Source organism: Pseudomonas sp. AF32, assembly GCF_022342325.2.
Lineage (GTDB): Bacteria > Pseudomonadota > Gammaproteobacteria > Pseudomonadales > Pseudomonadaceae > Aquipseudomonas > Aquipseudomonas uvaldensis.
The window spans coordinates 160,830-183,515 of the sequence record NZ_RQJK02000013.1; the positions used below are offsets into that span (position 1 = coordinate 160,830).

Below are 22,686 nucleotides of genomic sequence, written 5' to 3' on the forward strand. Positions count from 1 at the left end.
CGTCTTCGGGCTCCGATGTCTGGCAGAATTATACGCATCTCAGCTCCGGTTTCTCTCGCCACATGCCTGCCACTTCCACAGATCTCCCCGCCCTCGCCCAATCCATCAAGGACTGGGGCCGCGAGCTGGGCTTCCAGCAGGTCGGCATCAGCGGCCTGGACCTCGCCGAGCACGAGCAGCATTTGCAACGCTGGCTCGAGGCCGGCTACCACGGCGAAATGGACTATATGGGCGCCCATGGCAGCAAACGCTCACACCCCGAGGAGCTGGTGCCAGGCACGTTGCGCGTAGTATCCCTGCGCATGGACTACCTGCCGGGCGATACGCAAATGGCGCAAATGCTCGGCCAACCGGAAAAAGCCTACGTCTCGCGTTATGCGTTGGGCCGCGATTACCACAAATTGATCCGTAAACGCGTGCAACAATTGGCAGAAAAAATCCAGGCGGTCATCGGCCCTTTCGGCTACCGTGCCTTTGTCGACAGCGCCCCGGTACTGGAAAAAGCCATTGCCGAACAGGCCGGCCTCGGCTGGATCGGCAAGAACACCCTCGTACTGAACCGCAAGGCCGGCAGTTATTTCTTCCTGAGCGAGTTGTTCGTCGACCTGCCGTTGCCAGTCGATCCACCCCACGCCACTGAGCACTGCGGGAAATGCACCGCCTGCCTGGATATCTGCCCCACGAACGCCTTTGTCGGCCCCTACCAGCTGGATGCTCGCCGCTGCATTTCCTACCTGACCATCGAGCTGAAGAACGCTATTCCGGAAGAACTGCGCCCGTTGATCGGCAACCGGGTGTTTGGCTGTGATGACTGCCAGATCGTTTGTCCATGGAATCGCTTTGCCCGACCGTCCGGGGAAAGCGACTTCAAGCCCCGTCACAACCTGGACAACGCCGGGCTGGCCGAACTGTTCCTGTGGGACGAGGACACCTTCCTCAAGAGCACCGAAGGCTCGCCGCTGCGCCGGGCCGGCTACGAGCGCTGGCTGCGCAATCTGGCGGTGGGCCTGGGCAATGCACCGTCAACGATTCCGGTACTGCAAGCGTTGGAAGCGCGGCGCGATCATCCTTCAGAGCTGGTACGCGAACATGTGGAATGGGCGCTGCGGCAACACAACGGGCGTCAAACCTCGTCGTTGTAGACGAACTTCGGCATTTCCCAGTGGAAGCGGATCGCCAGGAGCCGCAGCAGGAACCCGCCGAACAGCGTGATGAGGATCGCCTGTTCGCTCGGCAACTGCAGGTATACGCACAGCAAGTAGCACCACGCCGCGGCAAACGACACACTGGCATACAGCTCGCGACGAAAGATCAGTGGAATATCGTTACAGAAAATGTCCCGCAGGATGCCACCGAATACACCGGTGATCACCCCACTGACCGACGCCACCAGCATGCCATGGCCCATTTCAAGGGCGGTCATGCAACCGATCAGTGTGAACGCCACCAGGCCTGCGGCGTCGAGCACCAGAAACAGCGAACGCAGATGACGCATCCAGCGTGCCAGGAACACCGTCAGCATCGCCGCCGCGGTAGTCAGCACCAGGTATTCCGGGTGCTTGACCCAGGTGAGCGGGTAATGGCCCAGCAGAACGTCGCGCACCGAGCCGCCACCCAAGGCCGTGACACAAGCGATCAACACCACGCCAAACCAGTCCATGCCACGCCGCCCGGCGGACAGGGCGCCGGTCATGGCTTCGGCGGTAATGGCGATCAGATAAAGCATCAGCAACATGGCGGCGGTCCTGGCAGGAAGGCGCGCAGTCTAGCCATTTCGGGCAGGCACCAAAAGAGGGCAGCCATCGACTCGGCAAGCACAGGATCTGTGGTGAGGGGATTTATCCCCGTTGGGCTGCGCAGCAGCCCCATGCAGCCGAGCCCCTAGCCAACCGGACACAGCGAGGCAGTCAGGTTTGAGGGTTGCTGCGCAACCCAGCGGGGATAAATCCCCTCGCCACAAAAGCTCTTTTTCAGCAGCGTCCTAGAACTTGATGAAATGCTTGCGGTAATGCTGCAACTCGGCGATGGACTCACGGATGTCGTCCAATGCCAGGTGGCTGCCGCCTTTCTGGAAGCTGTCGCGCACCTGTGGCGCCCAGCGGGCGGCCAGTTCCTTGAGGGTGGAGACGTCCAGGTTGCGGTAATGGAAGTAGCTTTCCAGGGACTTCATATGGGTATAGAGGAAGCGACGGTCCTGGCAGATGCTGTTGCCGCAGATCGGCGACTTGCCTCTGGGCACCCACTGCTCAAGGAAGGCGATGGTCTGGGCTTCAGCTTCGGCCATGCTGATCTTGCTGTCGCGCACCCGTTGGGTCAGGCCCGAACCACCGTGCTGGCGAGTGTTCCATTCGTCCATGCGGGCCAGGACTTCATCGCTGTGGTGGATCGCGATCACCGGGCCTTCGGCCAGGGTGTTGAGATCACTGTCGGTGACAATAGTGGCCATTTCGATGATGACGTCGGTATCAGGATTCAGACCGGTCATTTCCAGGTCGATCCAGATCAGGTTTTGCGGATTTTGCATGGGGGGGCTCCTCGGCGTAGCTGCGCAGTTTAGCCTAGGCAGGCCATCGGGCGTGCTAAACTCGCCGCCGTTTTATCCAATCGCTGCATTCTTCTATACGGAACACCCATGGCCAAACGCCAACTCAATCGCCGCCAGAACTGGCGCATCGAAAAGATCCAGGGCGAGCGCGCAGCCCGCGCCGCCAAACGTGAATCCAGCGCGGTGCAGGCGCTGGAAGGCGGCGATCTGGGCCCGGAACAGACCGGGCTGGTGATCGCCCATTTCGGTGTGCAAGTCGAGGTCGAGGCCCAGGAAGGCGAACTGGCTGGACAAGTGTTCCGCTGCCACCTGCGAGCCAACCTGCCGGCCCTGGTGACGGGCGATCAGGTGGTCTGGCGGGCCGGCAACCAGGGTATCGGTGTGATCGTGGCCCAATTGCCGCGCCATACCGAACTGTGCCGTCCCGACAGCCGCGGCCAGCTCAAGCCGGTGGCGGCCAACGTCGACATGATTGTGATCGTGTTCGCCCCAATGCCCGAACCCCACGCCAACCTGATCGACCGTTACCTGGTAGCGGCGGAACACGCGGGCATCCGCCCGTTGTTGCTGCTCAATAAATTCGACCTGATCGATGAGCACAACGCCCCGGCGCTGAACGCCTTGCTGGCGGTCTATCGGCAGCTGGGTTATCCAGTGCTGGAAGTCTCCGCCCATCACGGTAACGGCATGGAACAATTGCAACGGCAACTGGACGGGCGCATCAGCGTGTTCGTCGGCCAGTCGGGTGTCGGCAAGTCTTCGCTGGTCAACAGCCTGCTGCCAGACGTTGAAACCCGTGTCGGGCCGTTGTCAGAACTGTCCGGCCAGGGCACCCACACCACCACCACCGCGCGCCTGTTCCATTTCCCAGGCGGCGGTGAGCTGATCGACTCGCCGGGCATTCGCGAATTCGGCCTGGGTCATGTCAGCCGGGCTGACGTGGAGGCCGGGTTCATCGAGTTCAACGACCTGATCGGCACTTGCCGATTCCGCGACTGCAAACACGACCGCGAGCCGGGTTGCGCCCTGCTCAAGGCATTGGAAGAAGGTCGGGTGCAACAGCAGCGGATGAACAGCTATCGCTCGATCATTGCCAGTTTGCCGGAAAGCAGTTACTGACCCGGCAGGGCGCTCTTCTGTGGCGCGCATCAAATAAGAAAGCCGCGATAATCGCGGCTTTTTTATTTGGGTTCACTGCGCGGGCGGTGCGGCCGGCTTCGGCGCGGCATCCTCGAACAGGTTCAGGCGCTCGCGCAGCTCATGGGCCGGCACCGGCTGCTGATCAGCCGGCAAGGCGTTCGGATCAACCGCTGCACCCGGCGTCGCGGCCGGTGGCGCCTCGCCTGGGGCGCCCTGCCCCTGGGCAGGATCTGCCGACGGTTCATCGGTCTGGGAACCTTCGATGGCCTGCTGGGCCTTCTTGGTCAGCACCACGATGTCGATACGCCGGTTCACCGGGTTGAACGGGTCCTTGCGGTCGAACAACGCCGACGAGGCATAACCGACCACCCGCGCCACCTGCTCGTCCGGATAACTGCCCGCCACCAGCGCACGACGGGCCGCGTTGGCGCGGTTGGCGGACAATTCCCAGTTACCAAAGTCGCCCTTACCGCTATAAGGCGTGGCATCGGTATGGCCGCTGATGCTGATCTTGTTCGGCACCGCCTTGATGGTGTCGGCCATGGCCAGCAGGATGTCCTCGAAATAAGGCTTCAGGCGCGCGCTTCCGGAGTCGAACATCGGCCGGTTCTCGGCGTCCATAATCTGGATGCGCAAGCCATTCGGCGTGATCTCGAACAGGATCTGGTCCTTGAACTTCTGCAACTGCGGGTTCTCTTCGACCTTGTTCTGCAACTCCTGCAGCAGCAGTTCCAGGCGTTCGCGCTCGACCTGCTCGGCCATGCCTTCGGCCTCATTGGCATCGACCGTTGCCTTGTCGGGCTGAGGCTGGGATTTGACTTCAGGGTTGAGGGTGTTTTCCGGTGCCAGGACCGGAGAACCGCCCAGGTCAATGATGTACGGCGTGCCGCTTTCGGAAAAACCGACCGGGTCCTTGAAGTAGCCGGCAATGGCGATTTTCTGTTCCGGAGTCGCGGTGGACAGCAGCCACAGCACCAGGAAGAACGCCATCATCGCCGTCGCGAAGTCGGCGAACGCGATTTTCCAGGCGCCCCCGTGGTGCCCGCCGGCAATGCGCTTGACGCGTTTTACGATGATCGGCTGGTTATTTTCCATAACTTAACGACCGCGAACCGCTTGTTCCAGCTCGGCGAAGCTTGGACGGTGCGCCGGATACAGGACCTTGCGACCGAACTCCACCGCCAACGATGGCGGCATGCCCGAGGCCGAGGCCACCAGGGACGCCTTGATGGCTTCATAGACGTTGAGCTCTTCCTTGGCATCGTGGGCCAGGGAATGAGCCAACGGGCCGAAGAACCCGTAGGCAGCCAGGATACCGAAGAAGGTACCGACCAGCGCCGCACCCACGTGCAGGCCGATGGACTTCTGGTCGCCATCGCCCAGGGAGGCCATGGTCACCACGATGCCCAATACCGCAGCGACGATACCGAAGCCGGGCATACCGTCGGCGATACCGTTGACGGCGTGGGACGGGTGCTCCAGGTCTTCCTTGAGACTGTACAGTTCCATGTCGAACAGGCCTTCCAGCTCATGGGGAGCCATGTTGCCGGACGACATGATGCGCAGGTAGTCACAGATGAACGCCGTCATCCGGGCGTCCTTGAGCACGGAGGGATACTTGGCGAAGATCGGGCTGGCGGCGGCGTCTTCGATGTCGCCTTCGATCGCCATCATGCCTTCGCGGCGGCTCTTGTTGAGGATCTCGTAGATCAGGCCCAGCACTTCCAGATAGAAAGTGTGACTGAAGCGCGAACCGAACATGCTCAGGGATTTCTTGAGCACGTGCATGGTCATGTAGCCGGGGTTGGCCTGCAAAAATGCGCCAAGGGCCGCACCACCGATGATCAGCACCTCGAAGGGCTGGATCAGGGCGGCAATCTTGCCATGGGAGAGCACGTATCCGCCGAGCACGCTCGCGAACACGACAATGATGCCGATAATTTTAGCCATAGATAGAAAGTACTTATTTAAGTCGGGTTCAAGGTCATATTCGGAAGCTGGAAAATCTCTTCTTCTCCTTATCGGCAAAACTGCGCCAGACTATAGCCAGTTCTGGCGAAAAGCCAATTTTGCCCTGTTGCAGCATGGGATGATCACGTCCAGCCATGGCTAACGAAACGAAAGTTCCAACTCCGCGACCGACCACGCTCGAAGGCTGGGTAAAGCTGCTCGCGGGCGTCCATCTGCCGGTGCCGCAGGCCAGTCATGACCTGGTCTGCAAGGCCGTCGCCGACAGCAACCGCTCGTTGCGCGATATCGCCGAGCTGATGCAGGACAGCCCCGCCCTCGCCCTGAGCGTCATCCGCGAAGCCAACCATCACACCCATGGCAACCTCGCCGCGCCCGCGGAAAATCTGGAAGTGGCCATCAACCGTCTCGGCCTCAAGCGCACCGAGGAGCTGCTGGTACGCCTGCCCTCGTTGCCGGAGCGAGAGATTCCCGTCGCGCTGCGCCAATTGCAATTGATAAGCCAACACGCCACGCAACAAGCCAATGGTTTTTTCGCCAGCCGCCTGGCGCGGCTGTGGCAGGACATTCACTGGGGCAGCTTGTTGTTCCTCTCGCCACTCTGGCCCATGGCGCTGACGCATCCGCGCCTGCTGGGAGAATGGGAGCAGCGGGTCCTCCATCAGGGCCAGCAGGCCAGCGAGGTAGAGCACGAGCTGTTCGGCGTCGGCCTGTTGAACATCTGCCTGGCGATGGTAGAAGCGTGGCGCCTGCCGATCTGGGTAGCACAGGGTTATCGGTTGCTGCTCAACGAACGTCGCGAGCTGGTGAAGGTCTTGCGCATCGCCCGGGACAGTGAACATCCGCTGCGCCAGCAGAATCGCCTGGATGATGACCCGACTCTGCGGCGCTGGCTCAATCAACCGGCCAACACCGTGCTGCTGGCCAATGGCCTGGCGCTTTCGGCGCACCATGCCTGGGACGACGCCCACAGCGCACGCTGGCAATACCTCACAAGCCTGTACCTGCAAATCCCCGTAGAGGAGATCCAGCAGCAACTGCACCAGCAAGCAGCCATTAGTGCCCGCCAGCACAGCATGCCAGACCTCTGGCACCCGGCCGTGGCCCTGATCTGGCCCCCTGGCAGCCGCCGCATTCCCTCTGGACGACCGTCGACCGCCCCCTCCAGCACCGTCGACCTGGCCCGGTGGCGTCAACAGTGCACCGCCTTGCTGGTGGAACCGAGCCCCTTCAGCAACGCCATGCACCTGACCACCGCCGCCCGCGACGCCCTGGCGGCGTGCGGCATGCGCCGGGTGATGATTCTGATGGCCGACCGCAGCCAGACCAACGTGCGCGTACACCAGACCGCCGGCCTGCCCAGCGAGGCGACGGCCATGAGCTTTCCCATCGGCCAGAGCAAGGTCTTGCAACGGTTGCTGGCACAACAGGCACAGGTTCGCCTGAACCCGGAAAACAATGCCCAGTTTTCGGCATTGTTGCCGCCGGTCCTGCGCGGCCTGTTCAAGGGCGAGCACCTGCTGTTGCGCTCACTGACCTGCAATGGTCGAGTCATCATGCTGGTGGTCGTGGATCAGGGCGGCGGACCGTTTTCGGACGTGACAGTCCAGGCTTTCGGCAAAACCGTGCAATGTATCGAGCGGGCCCTGCACACCTTTACCAACCGCGGCCGTTGAACTTGGTACAATCCTTTCCCTTTGCGCCCCAGGAGACCTCACATGCCTGACTTCTCTGGCTTGCCGCTGGTGATCGAACCGAGCGACCTGCTTGCGCGCCTCGATGCCCGCGAACTGATTCTGGTGGACCTGACCAGCGCCGCCCGCTACAGCACCGGCCACATTCCCGGCGCGCGCTTCGTCGATCCCAAGCGTACGCAACTGGGCCAGCCCCCGGCGCCAGGCCTGTTGCCGGCAAAGGCCGATCTCGAAATGCTGTTTGGCGAGCTCGGGCACAACCCGGATGCGGTCTACGTGGTCTATGACGACGAAGGCGGCGGCTGGGCCGGGCGCTTTATCTGGCTGCTGGATGTCATCGGCCACTCGAACTACCACTACCTCGACGGCGGCCTGCTGTCGTGGCTGGACGAAGGCCTGCCGGTGACCACCGAAGTACCGGCCAGCGCTGGCGGCCCGGTGGCGCTCACACTGCACGACGAGCCCACCGCCACCCGCGAATATTTGCAGAGCCGTCTCGGCGCCGCCGACCTGGCGATCTGGGACGCTCGCGGCCCGCTGGAATACTCCGGGGAAAAAGTCGTAGCGGCCCGAGGCGGACACATCCCTGGCGCGATCAATTTCGAATGGACCGCCGGCATGGACTCGGCACGCAACCTGCGCATCCGCCAGGACATGCCCCAGATCCTCGAACGCCTGGGCATCACACCGGACAAAGAAATCATCACCCATTGCCAGACTCACCACCGCTCCGGCTTCACCTACCTGGTGGCCAAGGCGCTCGGCTACCCACGGGTCAAAGGCTATGCCGGCTCTTGGGGCGAATGGGGCAACCACCCCGATACCCCTATCGAGCTTTGAAGGTTCCAAAAAAGGACAATTAATGAAAAACCGCTTGTTTATCCTCACCCAGTACCTGCTGCCTCACCACCTGCTGTCGCGGCTGGCCGGCTGCATCGCCGAATGCCGCGTGCGCTGGTTCAAGAATGCATTCACCGCCTGGTTCGCTAAGCGCTATCAAGTGGATATGTCCCAAGCCCTGGTGGAAGACCTGACTGCGTACGAGCATTTCAACGCCTTCTTCACCCGCGCCCTGAAGGACGGCGCCCGCCCGCTGGACGAAACGCCAGGCGCGATCCTCAGCCCCGCCGACGGCGCTGTCAGCCAGCTCGGCCCGATCGAGCACGGCCGGGTGTTCCAGGCCAAGGGCCACAGCTTCAGCGTACTGGAACTGCTGGGTGGCGACTCGGCCAATGCAGCGCCATTCATGGGCGGCGATTTCGCCACTATCTACCTGTCACCCAAGGATTATCACCGCGTGCACATGCCGCTGGCCGGCACGCTGCGGGAGATGGTCTACATTCCGGGACGGATCTTTTCGGTCAACCAGACCACCGCTGAAAACGTTCCGGAACTGTTCGCCCGTAACGAACGCGTAGCCTGCATCTTCGACACCGAACGCGGCCCCATGGCCGTGGTGCTGGTGGGCGCGATGATCGTGGCGTCCATCGAAACCGTCTGGGCCGGGCTGGTCACGCCCCCCAAGCGCGAGCTCAAGACCTTCCGCTACGACGAAGCCGCCCGTGCGCCGATCCATCTGGAAAAGGGTGCCGAACTGGGACGCTTCAAGCTAGGCTCCACGGCCATCGTCCTGTTCGGACCGGGCCAGGTGAAATGGGCCGAGGAACTGGTGGCCGGTTCGCCGGTACGAATGGGCCAAGGCCTGGCTTTGCCCAAGGCCTGAGTCACCCACCACCCTGTGGGAGCGAGCCTGCTCGCTCCCACAGTTGTATCCAGTACAGATCAAACACCTCTTTCGGCCACACCTGCTAGAGTTGAAGGCATCCTTTTCGTTTTCAGCCGGAGCCCGTCCACGGCATGAATGAGACCCGCCCTCTCCAGCTATTGCGCGTCTTGACCCCGACGCAATCACGCCTGTCGTTCTGCGATGCCACACCGCGCGACCTCAAACGCTGGATCGCCAACCTGCCCAAGGCCAATATCGGCGAAACGGCTCGCCTGCTGTACCAGGCCATCGGCGAACTCAACCTGATGCTCACCCCCAGCGATAACCGCCTGCAGCTGCTCGAATTGCTGCGCCCCGAGGTGTATTACGTCTGCAAGCACCTGGAGCGGCACTTCCTGCAGCAGGCTATCGTGCTGGACGACCGCTCGCGCAAAATCGTCAACCTGTGCCAGGCCCTGCAAAGCCATCTGGCGATGGGCTACAAACAGATCGCGGCGCGCATCGCACCGAAATTCACTAAAGACCGCGCCCGCCTGCTGACCACCGCACTGCAACGGGCCATACATGCCCTTAACGGCCCGCTGATGCGCGCCACGGAATTGTACAGTCCGGTGCCTGAAGGGTTATGGCTCGACTTGCACCAGCTGTACCAAATCGCCTGTCAACATCGGTTACAGCATCAGGGCGTCAGCGACGAGCTGGCCAGTCAGGTCCAGCAACTGAGCCCGGAACAGAGTTATGTTGTTGCCCTGCTATTGGGCGCAGCACGCAGCAATCAGCTACGCCAGGGCCAGATAGCCCGATTGGCCGAAGTGCTTGAAACCTGGAGCCAGTCGATCAAGCTGGACCCGGCCAACTCGGCCGCCAGCTTGTTTGCCGTCGCACCGGAACTCGATGTCGGGCCTCGCTACCGCTCCAAATTCAGGCCCGAGCAACAACCAAGCCTGCTGGGGTTCGATCCTCAACCGCTGGTACGCGCCATCGCCCTCCATCTGCAGCAACCTGCCGACCACACCTTGCCGGTACCTGGCGGAATGAGTGCAGATACCTTGCAGCACCTGCAAGCGGCTTGGGGCGAGGCCGTCGAGCGCAGCTTCCAGCGTACCGAGGGCAACGGCACGCTGACATTGTGCGTGGGCATGAGCGCGCTGCATTACTACCTCGGCGGCGAACGCTCTTTCAGCGAAATTCTAAAGACCCCCACCACACGCAAGGCCCGCTTCGAAGCGTCCACAAGCAAGACCAACGACACCTGGAAACAGGCCTTCGACGCCGCACCCGCCGGGGACAGCGACCTGTTGCCCTACGAAGAAATCGAGTATCCGGCCAACCCGTCCGACGAAGATGGCAGCGGCTCGGACCACCGGCACCATTTCCCAACCTACGAACTGCCGATCATCAACCATAGCCCCGGGGGTTACTGCCTCGGTTGGCCAAAAGAAGTACCGGAACAATTGCAAGCCGGGGAAATGGTCGGCATCCGGGACGCCAACGATCAGGCCTGGAGCATTGCCGTGGTGCGCTGGATCCGCCAGGTGCGCAACGGCGCCATGCAAATGGGCATCGAATTGGTCGCACCTTATGCCCAGCCTTGCGGCTTGCAGTTGGTTCGGGAACCGGATAAGCAAGGTCATTATCTGCGGGGCCTGCTGCTGCCGGAGATCAGCGCCATCGACCTGCCACCCACCATGATCGCCCCACGCCTGCCCTTCCAGGAAGGGCAAAAGGTGGTGATCAATACCAATGGCCAGGAACACCGGGCCGGACTGGACCGCCGGGTAACCAGCACCCATAGCTTCAACCAGTTCGCCTATCACCAGGAGGATTCGGAGCCCACCGGGAAGGGTGACTCCGAGGGGGATTTCGATTCGTTGTGGAAATCGCTTTAGGCTTGAACACATACCCCATGGCGAGGGAGTTTGTTACCTCGCCACGAGAATGCACAGGGCGGTTAGAGCTGCCCGTCGCGGTCCCTGAAGCCCAGCAGATACAACACCCCATCCAGCCCCAGTGTCGAGATCGCCTGCCGGGCCGACTGCTTGACCAGCGGCTTGGCGCGGAACGCCACACCCAGGCCCGCAATCGCCAGCATCGGCAAATCGTTGGCACCGTCGCCCACGGCGATGGTCTGCTCCAGGCGCAGACCTTCCTTCTCAGCCAGTTCGCGCAACAGGTCCGCCTTGCGCTGGGCGTCGACGATCGGCTCCACAGCCACGCCGGTCACCTTGCCGTCCACCACTTCAAGCTCGTTGGCGAACACGTAGTCGATGCCGAGTCTGGCCTGCAACTGCCTGGCGAAATAGGTGAAGCCACCGGAGAGGATCGCGGTCTTGTAGCCCAGACGCTTGAGTTCGGCGAACAGGGTCTCGGCGCCTTCGGTCAAGCGCAGCGAAGCACCAATGGAGTCCAGCACACTGACGTCCAGACCTTGCAGCAACGCCAGGCGCTCCTTGAAGCTGGCACGGAAATCCAGCTCACCGGCCATGGCCCGCTCGGTGATGGCCGAAACCTTGTCGCCCACGCCGGCCGCTTTTGCCAGCTCATCGATAACCTCGGCCTCGATCAAGGTCGAATCCATGTCGAACACTGCCAGGCGGCGATTGCGACGGAACAGCGAATCTTCCTGGAAGGCGATATCGACGTTCAGCTCCTGCGCAACGCTGAGGAACTCGGCACGCAGCGCCTGGGGATCGGCCGGCTCGCCGCGCACGGAAAACTCGATGCAGCCCTTACCCCTGTCGGCCGGGGTATCCAGCGGCATGCGCCCGGACAGTCGGTCAATGTGGTCGATGTTCAGGCCATATTTGGCGGTGATCGCGCTGACACGTTGCAGCTGCTCGGCGGTGACCTTGCGAGTCAGCAGGGTGACGATGTGACGCTGCTTGCCCTGGCCCGCGACCCAATGCTGGTAATCCTCCTCGGATACCGGTGTGAAACGCACCTGCTGGTCGAGTTTGTAAGCGGTGAACAGGATGTCCTTGAGCACCGACTTGCCCTGTTCGGCGTCCGGGATTTCAACCAGGATGCCAAAGGACAGCGTGTCGTGAATCACCGCCTGGCCGATGTCGAGAATGTTTACACCACCTTGGGCCAGGACGCCGGTAATGGCCGCAGTCAGACCCGGACGGTCGCTGCCAGTGATGTTGATCAGGACGATTTCGCGCAAGGCGCACCCCCGCAGGTGGAAAAAAACCGCATTCTACCCACTTTCGGTGACCATCGGGCACCGCCAGTGCTTTGCCGGTCATGGGCCTGTCGCTATACTGCGCGTCAATTTCACGGACAAAGAGCCGAGCTCAGTGAACCGGCCCACGCCAGTCAAGACCGACAATTTCTTCCTGCTGATCTTCCGTGCACTGCGCCACCGTCGCGTGCCGATTGCATTGCGCATCGCCAGCCATAACGTGATCCTGGTCGCCCTGGCCCTGGTCATCTATGCCTGTGTGATGGGCTTGCAGTTCAAGCAGGCGATGCACGAACAGGCCGACGCCCTGGGTGAGAGCCTGACCACCCAGACCGCCACGTCCGCTACCGAGCTGCTGGTGTCCAACGACATCCTCAGCCTCAACGTGCTGCTCAACAACCTGACCAAGAACAAATTGGTGGCCCACGCCGCCATCTACAGCGTGGACAACCGCATCCTCGCCGAAGCCGGCCAGCGTCCCAAGCCGGGCCTGCTGGGCGAGTCCGGAGGCATGTACCAGAGCAAGATCACCTTCCAGGACGTAACCGCCGGGCAACTGCGCATCAGCCTGGACATGGACCAGTTCCAGCAACCGATGACCATCAGCCTGCAAAGCATGGGCATTCTCAGCGCGATACTGTTGGCCCTCGCCTTGGCCTTGAGCCTACGCCTGGGACGGCACCTTTCCACACCGTTATTGCAATTGCGTCTCTGGCTGCGGGACATCGACGAACATACGCCGGCCACCCAGCGCCAGGACGAAATCGGCGACCTCGCCCGACAGCTGCACGCCAGTTTCGCACCGGAGCCCGAGCCCGTACCGGAGCCTGAAGAGATCGACATCGACGATGACGAGCCCGGTTTCGAAGTACGCAACCTGCGCGATCCCGGCTTCGACGAAAGCCCGCCAATGCCTGCGGCCAAGGCTGCCCCACGCCATGTGGTGCGCACGGTTGAGGACGACGAGGACGACGACGCCTTCGCCGATCTGCGGGACGAATCGATTGCCGGGGAACCGCGTCCGGCCGCCCGGGCCGTCGCCTCGAATCAGCCACAGCACAGCGCCGTACTGGCCGTACAGTTGGGCGCCCAGGACCAATTGCGCCGCCTGCCCCAGGCGCGCCTGAAAGAACTGCTCGAACGCTATCGCGATTGCCTCGATCAGGCCGCCTCGCTGTACCAGGGTGAGTTGCACACCCTGAACGATGGCAGCACCCTGATGCTGTTCCACACCGAAGACAGCGGCGACGACTATCTGACCAACGCCATCTGCTGCGGAGAACTGCTGCGGGCGCTGGGTCATCAGTTGCAGATTGAAGTGGCCGACAGTGGTATCACCCTGCAACTGCAATTGGGCCTGACCTTGGGCGAAGGACTGTTCGGCCTGAGCCAGATTGATCTGTTGCTGACCGAAACAGCCCAGGATGCCCTGGCCTTGTCACAGCACAGCCGCAACCTGCTGCTGGTGGAGCGCAAGATCAACGACGACGCCCTGATCCGCCAGCGCACCCGTATCCGCCCTATCGCCAGCCCGGAAGGGGCCTGCTGCGTGGAGCGCCTGATGGAGCCGTACCCGTCCATGCTGGAGCGGCAACTGGCGCGAATGCATGAGCGCCAGGCCTGAGCCTCGGTAATTGATATAACGAAAGCCCGCGGATGAGTGATTGCCTGCGGGCTTTTTTGTTGTCTACTGGCCTCTTCGCGAGCAAGCCCGCTCCCACATTTTGATCGGTGTCGGACACAAAATATGTGTCCGCCGGAGATCTCCTGTGGGAGCGGGCTTGCTCGCGAAGAGGCCTGCGCCGGCACCAGAAACCCAACAGCCAGATACAACAAAGCCCGCTTCAACGCGGGCTTTGTCATGTATCCAGTCCAATCCTCAGAACCTGAACACTTCCATATCCGTACGAATCGGCAACGCCATCGGGATCTTCGGGGATTTCTCCGGCTCGGCAGGCTTGGCCTGGGTCGGAGCCGACTTGCGCGTGGGCGCTTCGACGATCGGAGGCTGGTTGGCCAAAGGCTTGAGCGCCGTCGATAACTGCTCGGCCAGGCGTTGTACCAGAACGCCTTGAGCCTGGACCTGGGCAGCGGTCGTACCGGCATGCTGCTCCTGCAAATGAACGATACGGTTCTCGCGGACCTTGCCGCGACGGTCAATCAACCGCCACTGAGCGTCGAGCACCGCCGGTTGCGACTTGCCTGAGTCCAGGCGGGTAATGGACAACAGCACCTGGACATCCGGGGTAAAGCCCTGGTTAGCCGGCGCCAGAACGACGCGCTGGCTGTCCAGATGCCCGGCCACCTGACGCAGCAGCAACTGGTCGATGTCCGAGGAAAGGCTTCCGGCCCAACGGCCGTCGGTGGCGGCCTGCAAGCTGCCATCGGGTTGGCGTTGCAGCAAGGTTTCACGTTGCAGGTAATCAGCGATCAATACAGGGCCCAGCAACACAGCCATACCTGTGCTTTGCGCAGGCTGGGCGGGGTTGCCGCTGTCGAGTTGATACAGCGACACCGGCTGGTTGACGGCGCAACCCGCCAGGCCAAGCAGGCCGGCGAGCCACAAAATAGGAAGGCGCAGAGCAGTCATCATCCCGTCCAAGTGGCGGCCACAAGGCATACCACAGTGAAAAAGTACTTGGTCATAAAAAGAACGCTCGGCCACGCCGGCGCTTGAAAGGGCCTATCATCCGTGAATATGCGTCCCGACTCCAGCGCGAAAGCGTCGGTCTGCACCATTTAATCGCAGACCGAGCCCTCTAGGACGCTTAATTCAGGTTTTCGACGAGCAGCGCATCCACTCGTTGGAAACCCCTCGGAAGCTTGTTGCCCCGCCGACCACGTTCACCTTTGTAATGCTCAAGATCGTCCGCTTTCAACGAAAGCGTACGCTTTCCAGCCTGTAGCACAAGCGTGGCACCCTCCGGTAACACTGCAATATCCGTGACATATTCCTCACGGCTTGCCACCCGTTCGCCGGAAATCCCGATGATCTTATTACCTTTGCCTTTACCCAATTGTGGCAGGTCACTGATTTTGAAGACCAGCAGCCTGCCTTCGGTCGTCACCGAGGCCAACCAGTTGCTGTCCCGATCGGTGACCGGACGCGGTGCGATAACCTTGGCGTTGTTCGGCAGGCTCAGCAGCGCCTTGCCCGCCTTGTTCTTGGCCTGCAGATCCTCGCCCTTGACCACGAAGCCGTAGCCTGCGTCCGAGGCAATAACGTACAGCCCTTCATCATCAGGCATCAGCACGCATTCAAAAGTTGCACCCGGTGGCGGAGTTAGCCGACCGGTCAGCGGTTCGCCCTGGCCGCGAGCCGACGGCAGGGTGTGGGCGGCGACCGAATAGCTGCGCCCCGTCGAATCGATGAACACCGCAAACTGGTTGGAGCGTCCAGGCGCCAGGGCCTTGAAACCATCCCCGGCCTTGTAGGAAAGCCCGGCAGCGTCAATATCATGACCCTTGGCGGAGCGCACCCAGCCTTTTTCCGACAGTACGACAGTCACTTTCTCGTTCGGCAACAGGTCATGTTCGCTCAACGCCTTGGCTTCGGCGCGCTCGACGATAGGCGAGCGACGGTCGTCACCGTAGGTTTCGGCATCCTTGAGCAACTCGCTGCGCACCAGTTTCTTGAGCTTGGCTTCGCTGCCCAGCAAGGCGAGCAGCTTGGCCTGCTCCTTGAGCAACTCATCCTGCTCGGCGCGCAACTTCATCTCTTCCAGCCGCGCCAATTGCCGCAAGCGGGTGTCGAGGATGTAGTCGGCCTGGACTTCGCTCAGGGCAAAACGCTCGATGAGCCTGGCCTTGGGCTGATCCTCGGTACGAATGATGTGGATCACTTCGTCCAGATTGAGGTAGGCGATCAGCAAGCCGTCCAACAGATGCAGGCGGCGCTCGACCTTGTCCAGGCGGAATTGCAGGCGGCGGCGCACCGTTTTAACGCGAAACTCCAGCCACTCCACCAGCAGTGCCCGCAGGTTCTTCAGTTGCGGCTTGCCGTCCAGCCCAATGATATTGATGTTGACCCGGTAGCTGGACTCCAGATCGGTACTGGCGAACAGGTGTTGCATCAACGCCTCATGGTCGACCCGGCTGTTGACCGGAATGATCACGATGCGGCACGGGTTTTCATGGTCGGACTCATCGCGCAAGTCGGCCACTTGCGGCGCTTTGGACGGTTTTGCCTGCATCATCGCGGCAATTTGTTCCAACACCTTGGCCCCGGACACCTGATGCGGCAGCGCGGTGACGATGATGTCACCGTCCTCGACGTGGTACACGGCGCGCATACGCACCGAACCACGACCGGTCTCGTAAATTTTCAACAGATCGGCCCGAGGCGTGATGATTTCCGCCTCGGTCGGGTAATCCGGCCCCTGGATGTGCTCGCACAGTTGCTCCACCGTGGCTTTCGGCTCGTCCAGCAGGCGCACGCAGGCGGTGGCGACTTCCCGCAGGTTGTGGGGCGGCACGTCAGTGGCCATGCCCACGGCAATGCCCGTGGTGCCATTGAGCAGAATATTCGGCAAACGCGCCGGCAACACCAGGGGTTCATCGAGGGTACCGTCGAAGTTCGGCCCCCAGTCCGCCGTGCCCTGCCCCAATTCGCTGAGCAGCACTTCGGAATAACGCGACAACCGCGCCTCGGTGTAACGCATGGCGGCGAAGGACTTCGGATCGTCCGGCGCACCCCAGTTACCCTGGCCGTCCACCAGTGTGTAGCGGTAGCTGAACGGCTGGGCCATCAGCACCATGGCCTCGTAGCACGCCGAGTCGCCGTGGGGGTGGAACTTGCCGAGCACGTCACCGACGGTCCGCGCCGACTTCTTGTGCTTGGCATCGGCGTCCAGCCCCAACTCGCTCATGGCATAGACGATCCGCCGCTGAACCGGCTTCAAGCCGTCGCCGATGTGTGGCAGCGCGCGGTCCATGATCACGTACATGGAGTAATTGAGGTAGGCATTTTCGGTGAAGTCAGCCAGCGATCGGCGCTCTACGCCGTCCAAGCTGTCTGCAAGAATGTCGCTCATGCGGGCCTCATCAGTTCATTGTCTGGCGCGGCGGGAATGCCGCCGCGCTGGGTAAGTTCGAATGTATACGGGGTGTGCCGGTTCATGGCGAGGCATTCCAGCCGCCCTCGGGCGCGGCAAAACGCCAGATGATCGGCCGTTCTTCGCCGTCGGCCCGCGCTCCGTCGTTATTGTCCAGGCCGATCCAGGCGCCTTCGGCGTCGACCACCAGCGCTTCGGCCAGGCCGTAGGCCTGAGCGTAACGACGGTGGTCCTGTAGCGCCTCGGCGGCGAACGACCAGCAGCGCTCCACGTCGGTGGTCTGCGGATCACGCCGGCAGATCTGGTAGGCGTTGCGTTCCAGGGTAAAGAGTTTGCCGTCAAACAGTGACAGATCGGCAAAATCCCGCGAGACCGGTTTGGCATCAGGGAATTGTGGCGGCTGCATGTCCTGTCCCGCCTCGCTCAGCAACACGCAATGGTCGTCGCAGTCCCACACCGTTTGCAGGCGCTTGATCTGCAAAAGGCCGCGACGCTCGCGCTCTGCGGCCAGCCATAGCCGGTCGCCGGCGGGATTGATCGCCAGGCCTTCGAACAGCGCATTGAAATGCAACAGCATGCCACTGGCCCGAGCCTCGCGGATCATGGCCGGTGCGATCTTCAACCAGGAGACGTCGCCCAACGGCGGCACTTGCAGCACGGCGGCATGAGACTCGCTGACCACATAGCGATTGCCGGCGCTGTCACAACTGATGCCCTCGAAGTCCAGCTCGCCACCGCGCAGGAACGACGCCGCCCAGGTCCGCGAACGCAATCCCCAGGGCAAGCCGCTGTCCGGCACCGGCGGCACGTCAAGGATCCACGACTGGGCAAGCCAGACCTCGTCATCGGAAACATTCAGGCGATAAATGCGGTCATCGTCGCGATCCGACACTGCCCACATCTCGTCGCCACACAAGGCCAATCCAGACAAATTGCCGCCGCGCATGCCTTCGACGGCATGCTCGGACAGCAACTTCAGCTCAGGCGCTGGCGCGGCGACAACCCACCCCGCCCACAGCCACAACGCCAGGGCGAACCCCTTGCGCATCAGGCCAGCACCTCGGCCAGATCACCCTTGGACTCCAGCCAGGACTTGCGGTCACCGGCGCGTTTTTTCGCCAGCAGCATGTCCATGATTTCCGTGGTGGCTGCGAAATCATCCAGGGTCAGTTGCACCAGTCGGCGGGTGTTCGGGTCCATGGTGGTTTCGCGCAACTGCGGCGGGTTCATCTCGCCCAGGCCTTTGAATCGGGTGACCTGCGGCTTGCCACGTTTCTTCTCGGCCACCAGGCGGTCGAGGATCCCGTCACGCTCGGCTTCGTCCAGGGCGTAGTAGATATCCTTGCCCAAGTCGATACGGTACAACGGTGGCATCGCGACGTAGACATGACCGGCATCCACCAATGGGCGGAAATGCTGGACGAACAAGGCGCACAGCAAGGTCGCGATGTGCAGGCCGTCGGAGTCGGCGTCGGCGAGGATGCAGATCTTGCCGTAACGCAGCTGGCTCATGTCCTCCGCGCCGGGGTCGACACCGATGGCGACGGCAATGTTGTGCACTTCCTGGCTCGCCAGCACTTCGCTGCCGTCCACTTCCCAAGTATTGAGGATCTTGCCCCGCAGCGGCAGGATTGCCTGGAACTCCTTGTCCCGTGCCTGCTTGGCCGAGCCACCGGCGGAATCACCTTCCACCAGGAACAGCTCGGAACGCATCGGGTCCTGCCCGGCGCAATCGGCGAGCTTGCCCGGCAACGCCGGCCCCTGGGTGATGCGTTTGCGCTCGACCTTCTTGCTGGCCTTGAGCCGACGACCGGCGTTGCTGATCGCCAGCTCCGCCAGGGCCAAGCCGGTTTCCGGGTTGGCATTGAGCCACAGGCTGAAGGCGTCCTTGACCACGCCGGACACGAACGCCGCCGCCTCACGGGACGACAGACGCTCCTTGGTCTGGCCGGAGAACTGCGGCTCCTGCATCTTCATCGACAGTACGAAGGCGATGCGCTCCCAGACGTCTTCCGGCGCCAGCTTCACGCCACGGGGCAGCAAGTTGCGGAACTCGCAGAACTCGCGCATCGCATCCAACAGCCCTTGGCGCAAGCCGTTGACGTGGGTGCCGCCCTGGGCCGTCGGGATCAGGTTGACGTAGCTTTCCTGAACGCTTTCGCCGCCTTCGGGCAACCACAGCAGCGCCCAATCGACCGCTTCCTTATTGCCGGCCAGACTACCGCAGAACGGCTCGTTGGGCAGGCGCTCGAAGCCACTGACCGCGTCCACCAGATAGGAGCGCAAGCCGTCTTCGTAATGCCACTCGACTTTCTCGCCGGTGGCCTTGTCCTCGAAACTGACCAGCAATCCCGGACACAACACCGCCTTGGCCTTGAGGACGTGCTTGAGTCGAGTGACGGAGAATTTAGGCGAATCGAAATACTTCGGGTCCGGCGCGAAGTACACACTGGTCCCGGTGTTGCGCTTGCCCACGGTGCCGACCACTTCCAGCTCGGTGGCCTTGTAGCCATCGGCAAACGTCATCTGGTACTCGTTGCCATCGCGCTTGACCCGCACCCGGACCTGGGTCGAGAGGGCGTTGACCACGGAAATACCCACCCCGTGCAGACCGCCGGAGAACTGGTAATTCTTGTTGGAAAACTTGCCGCCGGCGTGGAGCTTGGTGAGGATCAGCTCGACGCCCGACACGCCCTCTTCGGGGTGGATGTCCACCGGCATGCCGCGCCCGTCATCGCTGACTTCCAGCGAATGATCGGCGTGCAGGATGACCTGCACCGATTTGGCGTGCCCGGCCAAGGCTTCGTCGACGCTGTTGTCGATGACTTCCTGGGCGAGGTGGTTTGGCCGACTGGTGTCGGTGTACATGCCGGGGCGCTTGCGCACCGGGTCGAGGCCCGAGAGGACTTCGATGGCGTCTGCGTTATAAGAGCTAGCGCTGGGAGTGGCCATGGGGTCTCGTCGTCAGTGTTCAAATGAAAAAAGGGCGATGGCTCACAGCGAGGTGAAATCGATCGCCTGATACAAATCGGCGCCTATGCCGGCAAAACTCAACAGTGCTGGCAGTTGCTGGGCAAACCCCTGGAAGCTGTGGTCGCCGCCAGCCTGGATGCGCAAGGCACAGGCGCGGTAATACTGCTGGGCGTGGCGATAATCCAGCGTTTCGTCACCGGTTTGCAACCATACCTGAAACCGCTGCGGATCCTGGGGCGCCGGTACTTCCAATTCGGCCAGGGTTGTGACGTGGTCGAGGGTCAAGTCCCAGGTTTCGTCGGTGTACAGATTCTTCTGCGGGCCCAGGTAACCGTCGAACATCCGATGGGGGCTGACGGCCGGGTTGATCAACAGGGCTTTGAGGCCGTGGCGCTCGGCCAAGTGAGTCGCATAGTAGCCGCCGAGCGAGCTGCCGACCAGCAGTGGGCGGTCCAGTTGTGCAATCGCCTGTTCCAGTTGGGTCATGGCTTCGCGGGGGTGGTGGTGCAGTGCCGGCACTTGCAGTCGGTCGGCCAGGCCCAGGCGGGTCATCACGTCGATGAGCTGGCGGGCCTTGGTCGAGGCGGGGGCGCTGTTGAAGCCGTGGATGTAGAGGATCGAGGCTGACATGCCAACTCCCTGGGTTTGGGGGCAAAGGCCGGAGTTTACAGGGAGATTGGGGGTGTTTGGGGGGCATGCTTTCCGTTACCAGGGATTTATCCCGGCTTTTTTGTGGGAGCGAGCCTGCTCGCGATGGCGGCCTTGCGGTTGGTGAGGTTTTTTGGTCGAGTACATATCCGTTGCTGCGGTAAAGGCGGCTTAAGGTTCCGCCCTTACGGCGGGTTACTTTTGGCAAACGCCCCAAAAGTAACCAAAAGGTCTGTGCCCCACCACTCGGCACCTCGCCAAGGCGAGGTATTCCCTCACTCCGGCATTGCTCCGTAGGCCCGCCGCGAAGGGCCATCCATGGCCCAGCGCGGCTAACCCGGCATCCATGCCGGGTTAGCCACTACGCAATGCCTGCGTTCGGCCAGCGTGGTTAATGGGGCGTTCAAGATCAAAAGCAAAAGCAAAAGCAAAAGCAAAAGCAAAGGTTGTCTGGCTTATCGGGGGTCGACGACGTCAAGTGCTCGGTTTGCCAGCAGCTCACTGAGTTCGACCATCTGTTGGACGCCGAAGGCTATATGCCGGTTGGAGCCTTCGAGGTTGAAGGCCAGGTCGCTGAGCATCGCATTGGCCGAGGCCAGGGTTTCGCTGAGGTTGGCCAGGAGGGTTTCGCTATCGAGGTCTTCGACGACGGTGAATAGCTGACCGGGGGATGGTTTCTTTTTGGTCTGGGGTTCTGGGGCGAGGTAGAAGTTGAGGGCGCGTTCGGCGGCTTCGTCGAGTTTTTTGGCGTCGAGGCCGGTGTGGGGTGAAGAGGGATCGGTTTTTGGGGGATTGGGTGTAACTTTGAACATGGTGAGGTTCCTTTTACCAAGTGGAACCGCCACGTCTCGTTTTCCAGTCGAGAGGTGGCAGCTATGCGAGGGCTGGAAAAACCGAGGTAAAAGGAAAACCCGGCAGACTCGAAAGTCTCCCACGCACAGCCGCCATAACGCAGAACTGCACAAATAAAGCGCGGCAGTATCTCACGTGGTGCGCTGTTACGCCTTTTACTCTTCGGGTTTTCCAGGCCCGGCCGCTGATTGCAGCGACCGAAAAAGGTTAGCGAGAACTCTTCCCACCCGGCAACCGCTAGGACTCGTCGGAAAATTCGGCAGGGCTGTCCGACCATTCCCACAGATGTAGGTCGGCAGTAAAGCCGCCATCGCGAGCAGGCTCGCTCCCACAGGGGGACGAGGTATGGTCCAAGAGACAGGTCGGTCTTCAGGACGCCTTCGCGGGCAAGCCCGCTCCCACAGGGGACCAAGGTCAGCCGCAAGAACAGGCCGGCCACAAGGCCGCCTCGCCGTTGCTTTGCTTTGCTTTGCTTTGCTTTGCTTTGCTTTGCTTTTGATCTTTGGGCCCCGTTAACCACAACGGCCGAACGCAGGTATTGCGTAGTGGGCAACCCGGCATGGATGCCGGGTTAGCCGCGCTGGGCCATGGATGGCCCTTCGCGGCGGGCCCACGGAGCAATGCCGGAGTGAGGGAACACCTCGCCTTGGCGAGGTGCCGAGTGGTGGGGCCAAGCCTTTTTGGTTACTTTTGGGGCGTTTGCCAAAAGTAACCCGCCGTAAGGGCGGAACCGTAAGCCGCCATTACCGCAGCAACGGATATGTACTCAGTAAGGCCGCCATCGCGAGTAAGCTCGCTTGTATGGTAGGACTTGAAGGGAGGAGGAGGGACAAGGCTCGATTCTGACTGTTAGCCGCAGTACAGACTGTGGGAGATTTCGCCCCTCCTCCTTTCACCCAAGC

18 protein-coding genes are annotated in these 22,686 nt (G+C 61.8%); 7 read left to right on the forward strand and 11 right to left on the reverse strand.

The window, feature by feature from the left end; genetic code table 11:
• Positions 1-62 precede the first annotated feature (62 nt).
• Positions 63-1,142: a tRNA epoxyqueuosine(34) reductase QueG gene (gene queG / locus EGM97_RS14420; RefSeq protein WP_238965314.1), complete on the forward strand. Its 1,080-nt coding sequence runs from the start codon at positions 63-65 to the stop codon at positions 1,140-1,142.
• Here queG and EGM97_RS14425 read toward each other — a convergent pair.
• Both EGM97_RS14425 and orn read right to left on the reverse strand, forming a co-directional pair.
• Positions 1,124-1,735, reverse strand: a complete 612-nt coding sequence (locus EGM97_RS14425) for a trimeric intracellular cation channel family protein (protein ID WP_238965313.1) — start codon at positions 1,733-1,735, stop codon at positions 1,124-1,126. The genes queG and EGM97_RS14425 overlap by 19 nt on opposite strands.
• A gap of 246 nt (positions 1,736-1,981) precedes the next feature.
• Positions 1,982-2,524 carry an oligoribonuclease gene (gene orn, locus EGM97_RS14430; protein WP_053155659.1) on the reverse strand — a complete coding sequence of 181 codons (543 nt, stop codon included), beginning with the start codon at positions 2,522-2,524 and terminating at the stop codon, positions 1,982-1,984.
• Between the two features lie 108 nt (positions 2,525-2,632).
• Here orn and rsgA point away from each other — a divergent pair, with 108 nt between their 5' ends.
• Positions 2,633-3,664 (forward strand): small ribosomal subunit biogenesis GTPase RsgA, encoded by a 1,032-nt coding sequence (gene rsgA, locus EGM97_RS14435; protein ID WP_053155661.1) that lies wholly within the window; start codon positions 2,633-2,635, stop codon positions 3,662-3,664.
• 72 nt (positions 3,665-3,736) lie between these two features.
• Here the strand turns inward: rsgA and motB are convergent, their stop codons facing one another.
• Both motB and motA read right to left on the reverse strand, forming a co-directional pair.
• Positions 3,737-4,780, reverse strand: a complete 1,044-nt coding sequence (motB, locus tag EGM97_RS14440; protein ID WP_238965312.1) for a flagellar motor protein MotB — start codon at positions 4,778-4,780, stop codon at positions 3,737-3,739.
• Between the two features lie 3 nt (positions 4,781-4,783).
• On the reverse strand, positions 4,784-5,635 hold the full coding sequence (gene motA, locus EGM97_RS14445; RefSeq protein ID WP_014336292.1) for a flagellar motor stator protein MotA: 852 nt from the start codon (positions 5,633-5,635) through the stop codon (positions 4,784-4,786).
• A gap of 155 nt (positions 5,636-5,790) precedes the next feature.
• Here motA and EGM97_RS14450 point away from each other — a divergent pair, with 155 nt between their 5' ends.
• The 4 genes from EGM97_RS14450 (at position 5,791) to EGM97_RS14465 (ending at position 10,962) form a co-directional block, all read left to right on the forward strand.
• Positions 5,791-7,329: an HDOD domain-containing protein gene (locus tag EGM97_RS14450; RefSeq protein WP_238965311.1), complete on the forward strand. Its 1,539-nt coding sequence runs from the start codon at positions 5,791-5,793 to the stop codon at positions 7,327-7,329.
• 42 nt (positions 7,330-7,371) lie between these two features.
• The gene (gene rhdA / locus EGM97_RS14455) at positions 7,372-8,187 is read left to right on the forward strand and encodes a thiosulfate sulfurtransferase (RefSeq protein ID WP_238965310.1); all 816 of its coding nucleotides are present in this window, start codon (positions 7,372-7,374) and stop codon (positions 8,185-8,187) included.
• Positions 8,188-8,209: 22 nt separating this feature from the next.
• Entirely contained in the window at positions 8,210-9,070 is an 861-nt protein-coding gene (asd, locus tag EGM97_RS14460; RefSeq protein ID WP_232777201.1) for an archaetidylserine decarboxylase, read from the forward strand.
• 134 nt (positions 9,071-9,204) lie between these two features.
• A complete protein-coding gene (locus EGM97_RS14465; protein WP_238965309.1) occupies positions 9,205-10,962 on the forward strand; it encodes a molecular chaperone in 1,758 nt (585 codons plus the stop codon).
• A 62-nt stretch (positions 10,963-11,024) separates the two neighbouring features.
• Here EGM97_RS14465 and serB read toward each other — a convergent pair whose 3' ends face one another.
• A complete protein-coding gene (serB, locus tag EGM97_RS14470) occupies positions 11,025-12,239 on the reverse strand; it encodes a phosphoserine phosphatase SerB (protein WP_238965308.1) in 1,215 nt (404 codons plus the stop codon).
• Between the two features lie 133 nt (positions 12,240-12,372).
• Between serB and EGM97_RS14475 the strand changes: the two genes are divergently transcribed.
• Entirely contained in the window at positions 12,373-13,881 is a 1,509-nt protein-coding gene (locus EGM97_RS14475) for an AhpA/YtjB family protein (RefSeq protein ID WP_238965307.1), read from the forward strand.
• Positions 13,882-14,136: 255 nt separating this feature from the next.
• Here EGM97_RS14475 and EGM97_RS14480 read toward each other — a convergent pair whose 3' ends face one another.
• The 6 genes from EGM97_RS14480 to EGM97_RS14505 all read right to left on the reverse strand — a co-directional run bounded on the left by EGM97_RS14480 (position 14,137) and on the right by EGM97_RS14505 (position 21,744).
• Positions 14,137-14,847 carry a PqiC family protein gene (locus EGM97_RS14480; RefSeq protein WP_238965306.1) on the reverse strand — a complete coding sequence of 237 codons (711 nt, stop codon included), beginning with the start codon at positions 14,845-14,847 and terminating at the stop codon, positions 14,137-14,139.
• A gap of 178 nt (positions 14,848-15,025) precedes the next feature.
• The gene (parC, locus tag EGM97_RS14485) at positions 15,026-17,290 is read right to left on the reverse strand and encodes a DNA topoisomerase IV subunit A (RefSeq protein WP_238965305.1); all 2,265 of its coding nucleotides are present in this window, start codon (positions 17,288-17,290) and stop codon (positions 15,026-15,028) included.
• A gap of 82 nt (positions 17,291-17,372) precedes the next feature.
• Entirely contained in the window at positions 17,373-18,359 is a 987-nt protein-coding gene (locus EGM97_RS14490; protein WP_238965304.1) for an esterase-like activity of phytase family protein, read from the reverse strand.
• Positions 18,359-20,263, reverse strand: a complete 1,905-nt coding sequence (gene parE, locus EGM97_RS14495) for a DNA topoisomerase IV subunit B (protein ID WP_053155683.1) — start codon at positions 20,261-20,263, stop codon at positions 18,359-18,361. Before parE ends, EGM97_RS14490 begins: the two co-directional genes overlap by 1 nt.
• A gap of 42 nt (positions 20,264-20,305) precedes the next feature.
• Entirely contained in the window at positions 20,306-20,914 is a 609-nt protein-coding gene (locus tag EGM97_RS14500) for a YqiA/YcfP family alpha/beta fold hydrolase (protein WP_238965303.1), read from the reverse strand.
• Positions 20,915-21,387: 473 nt separating this feature from the next.
• Positions 21,388-21,744 (reverse strand): DUF6124 family protein, encoded by a 357-nt coding sequence (locus EGM97_RS14505; RefSeq protein WP_238965302.1) that lies wholly within the window; start codon positions 21,742-21,744, stop codon positions 21,388-21,390.
• Positions 21,745-22,686 lie beyond the last annotated feature (942 nt).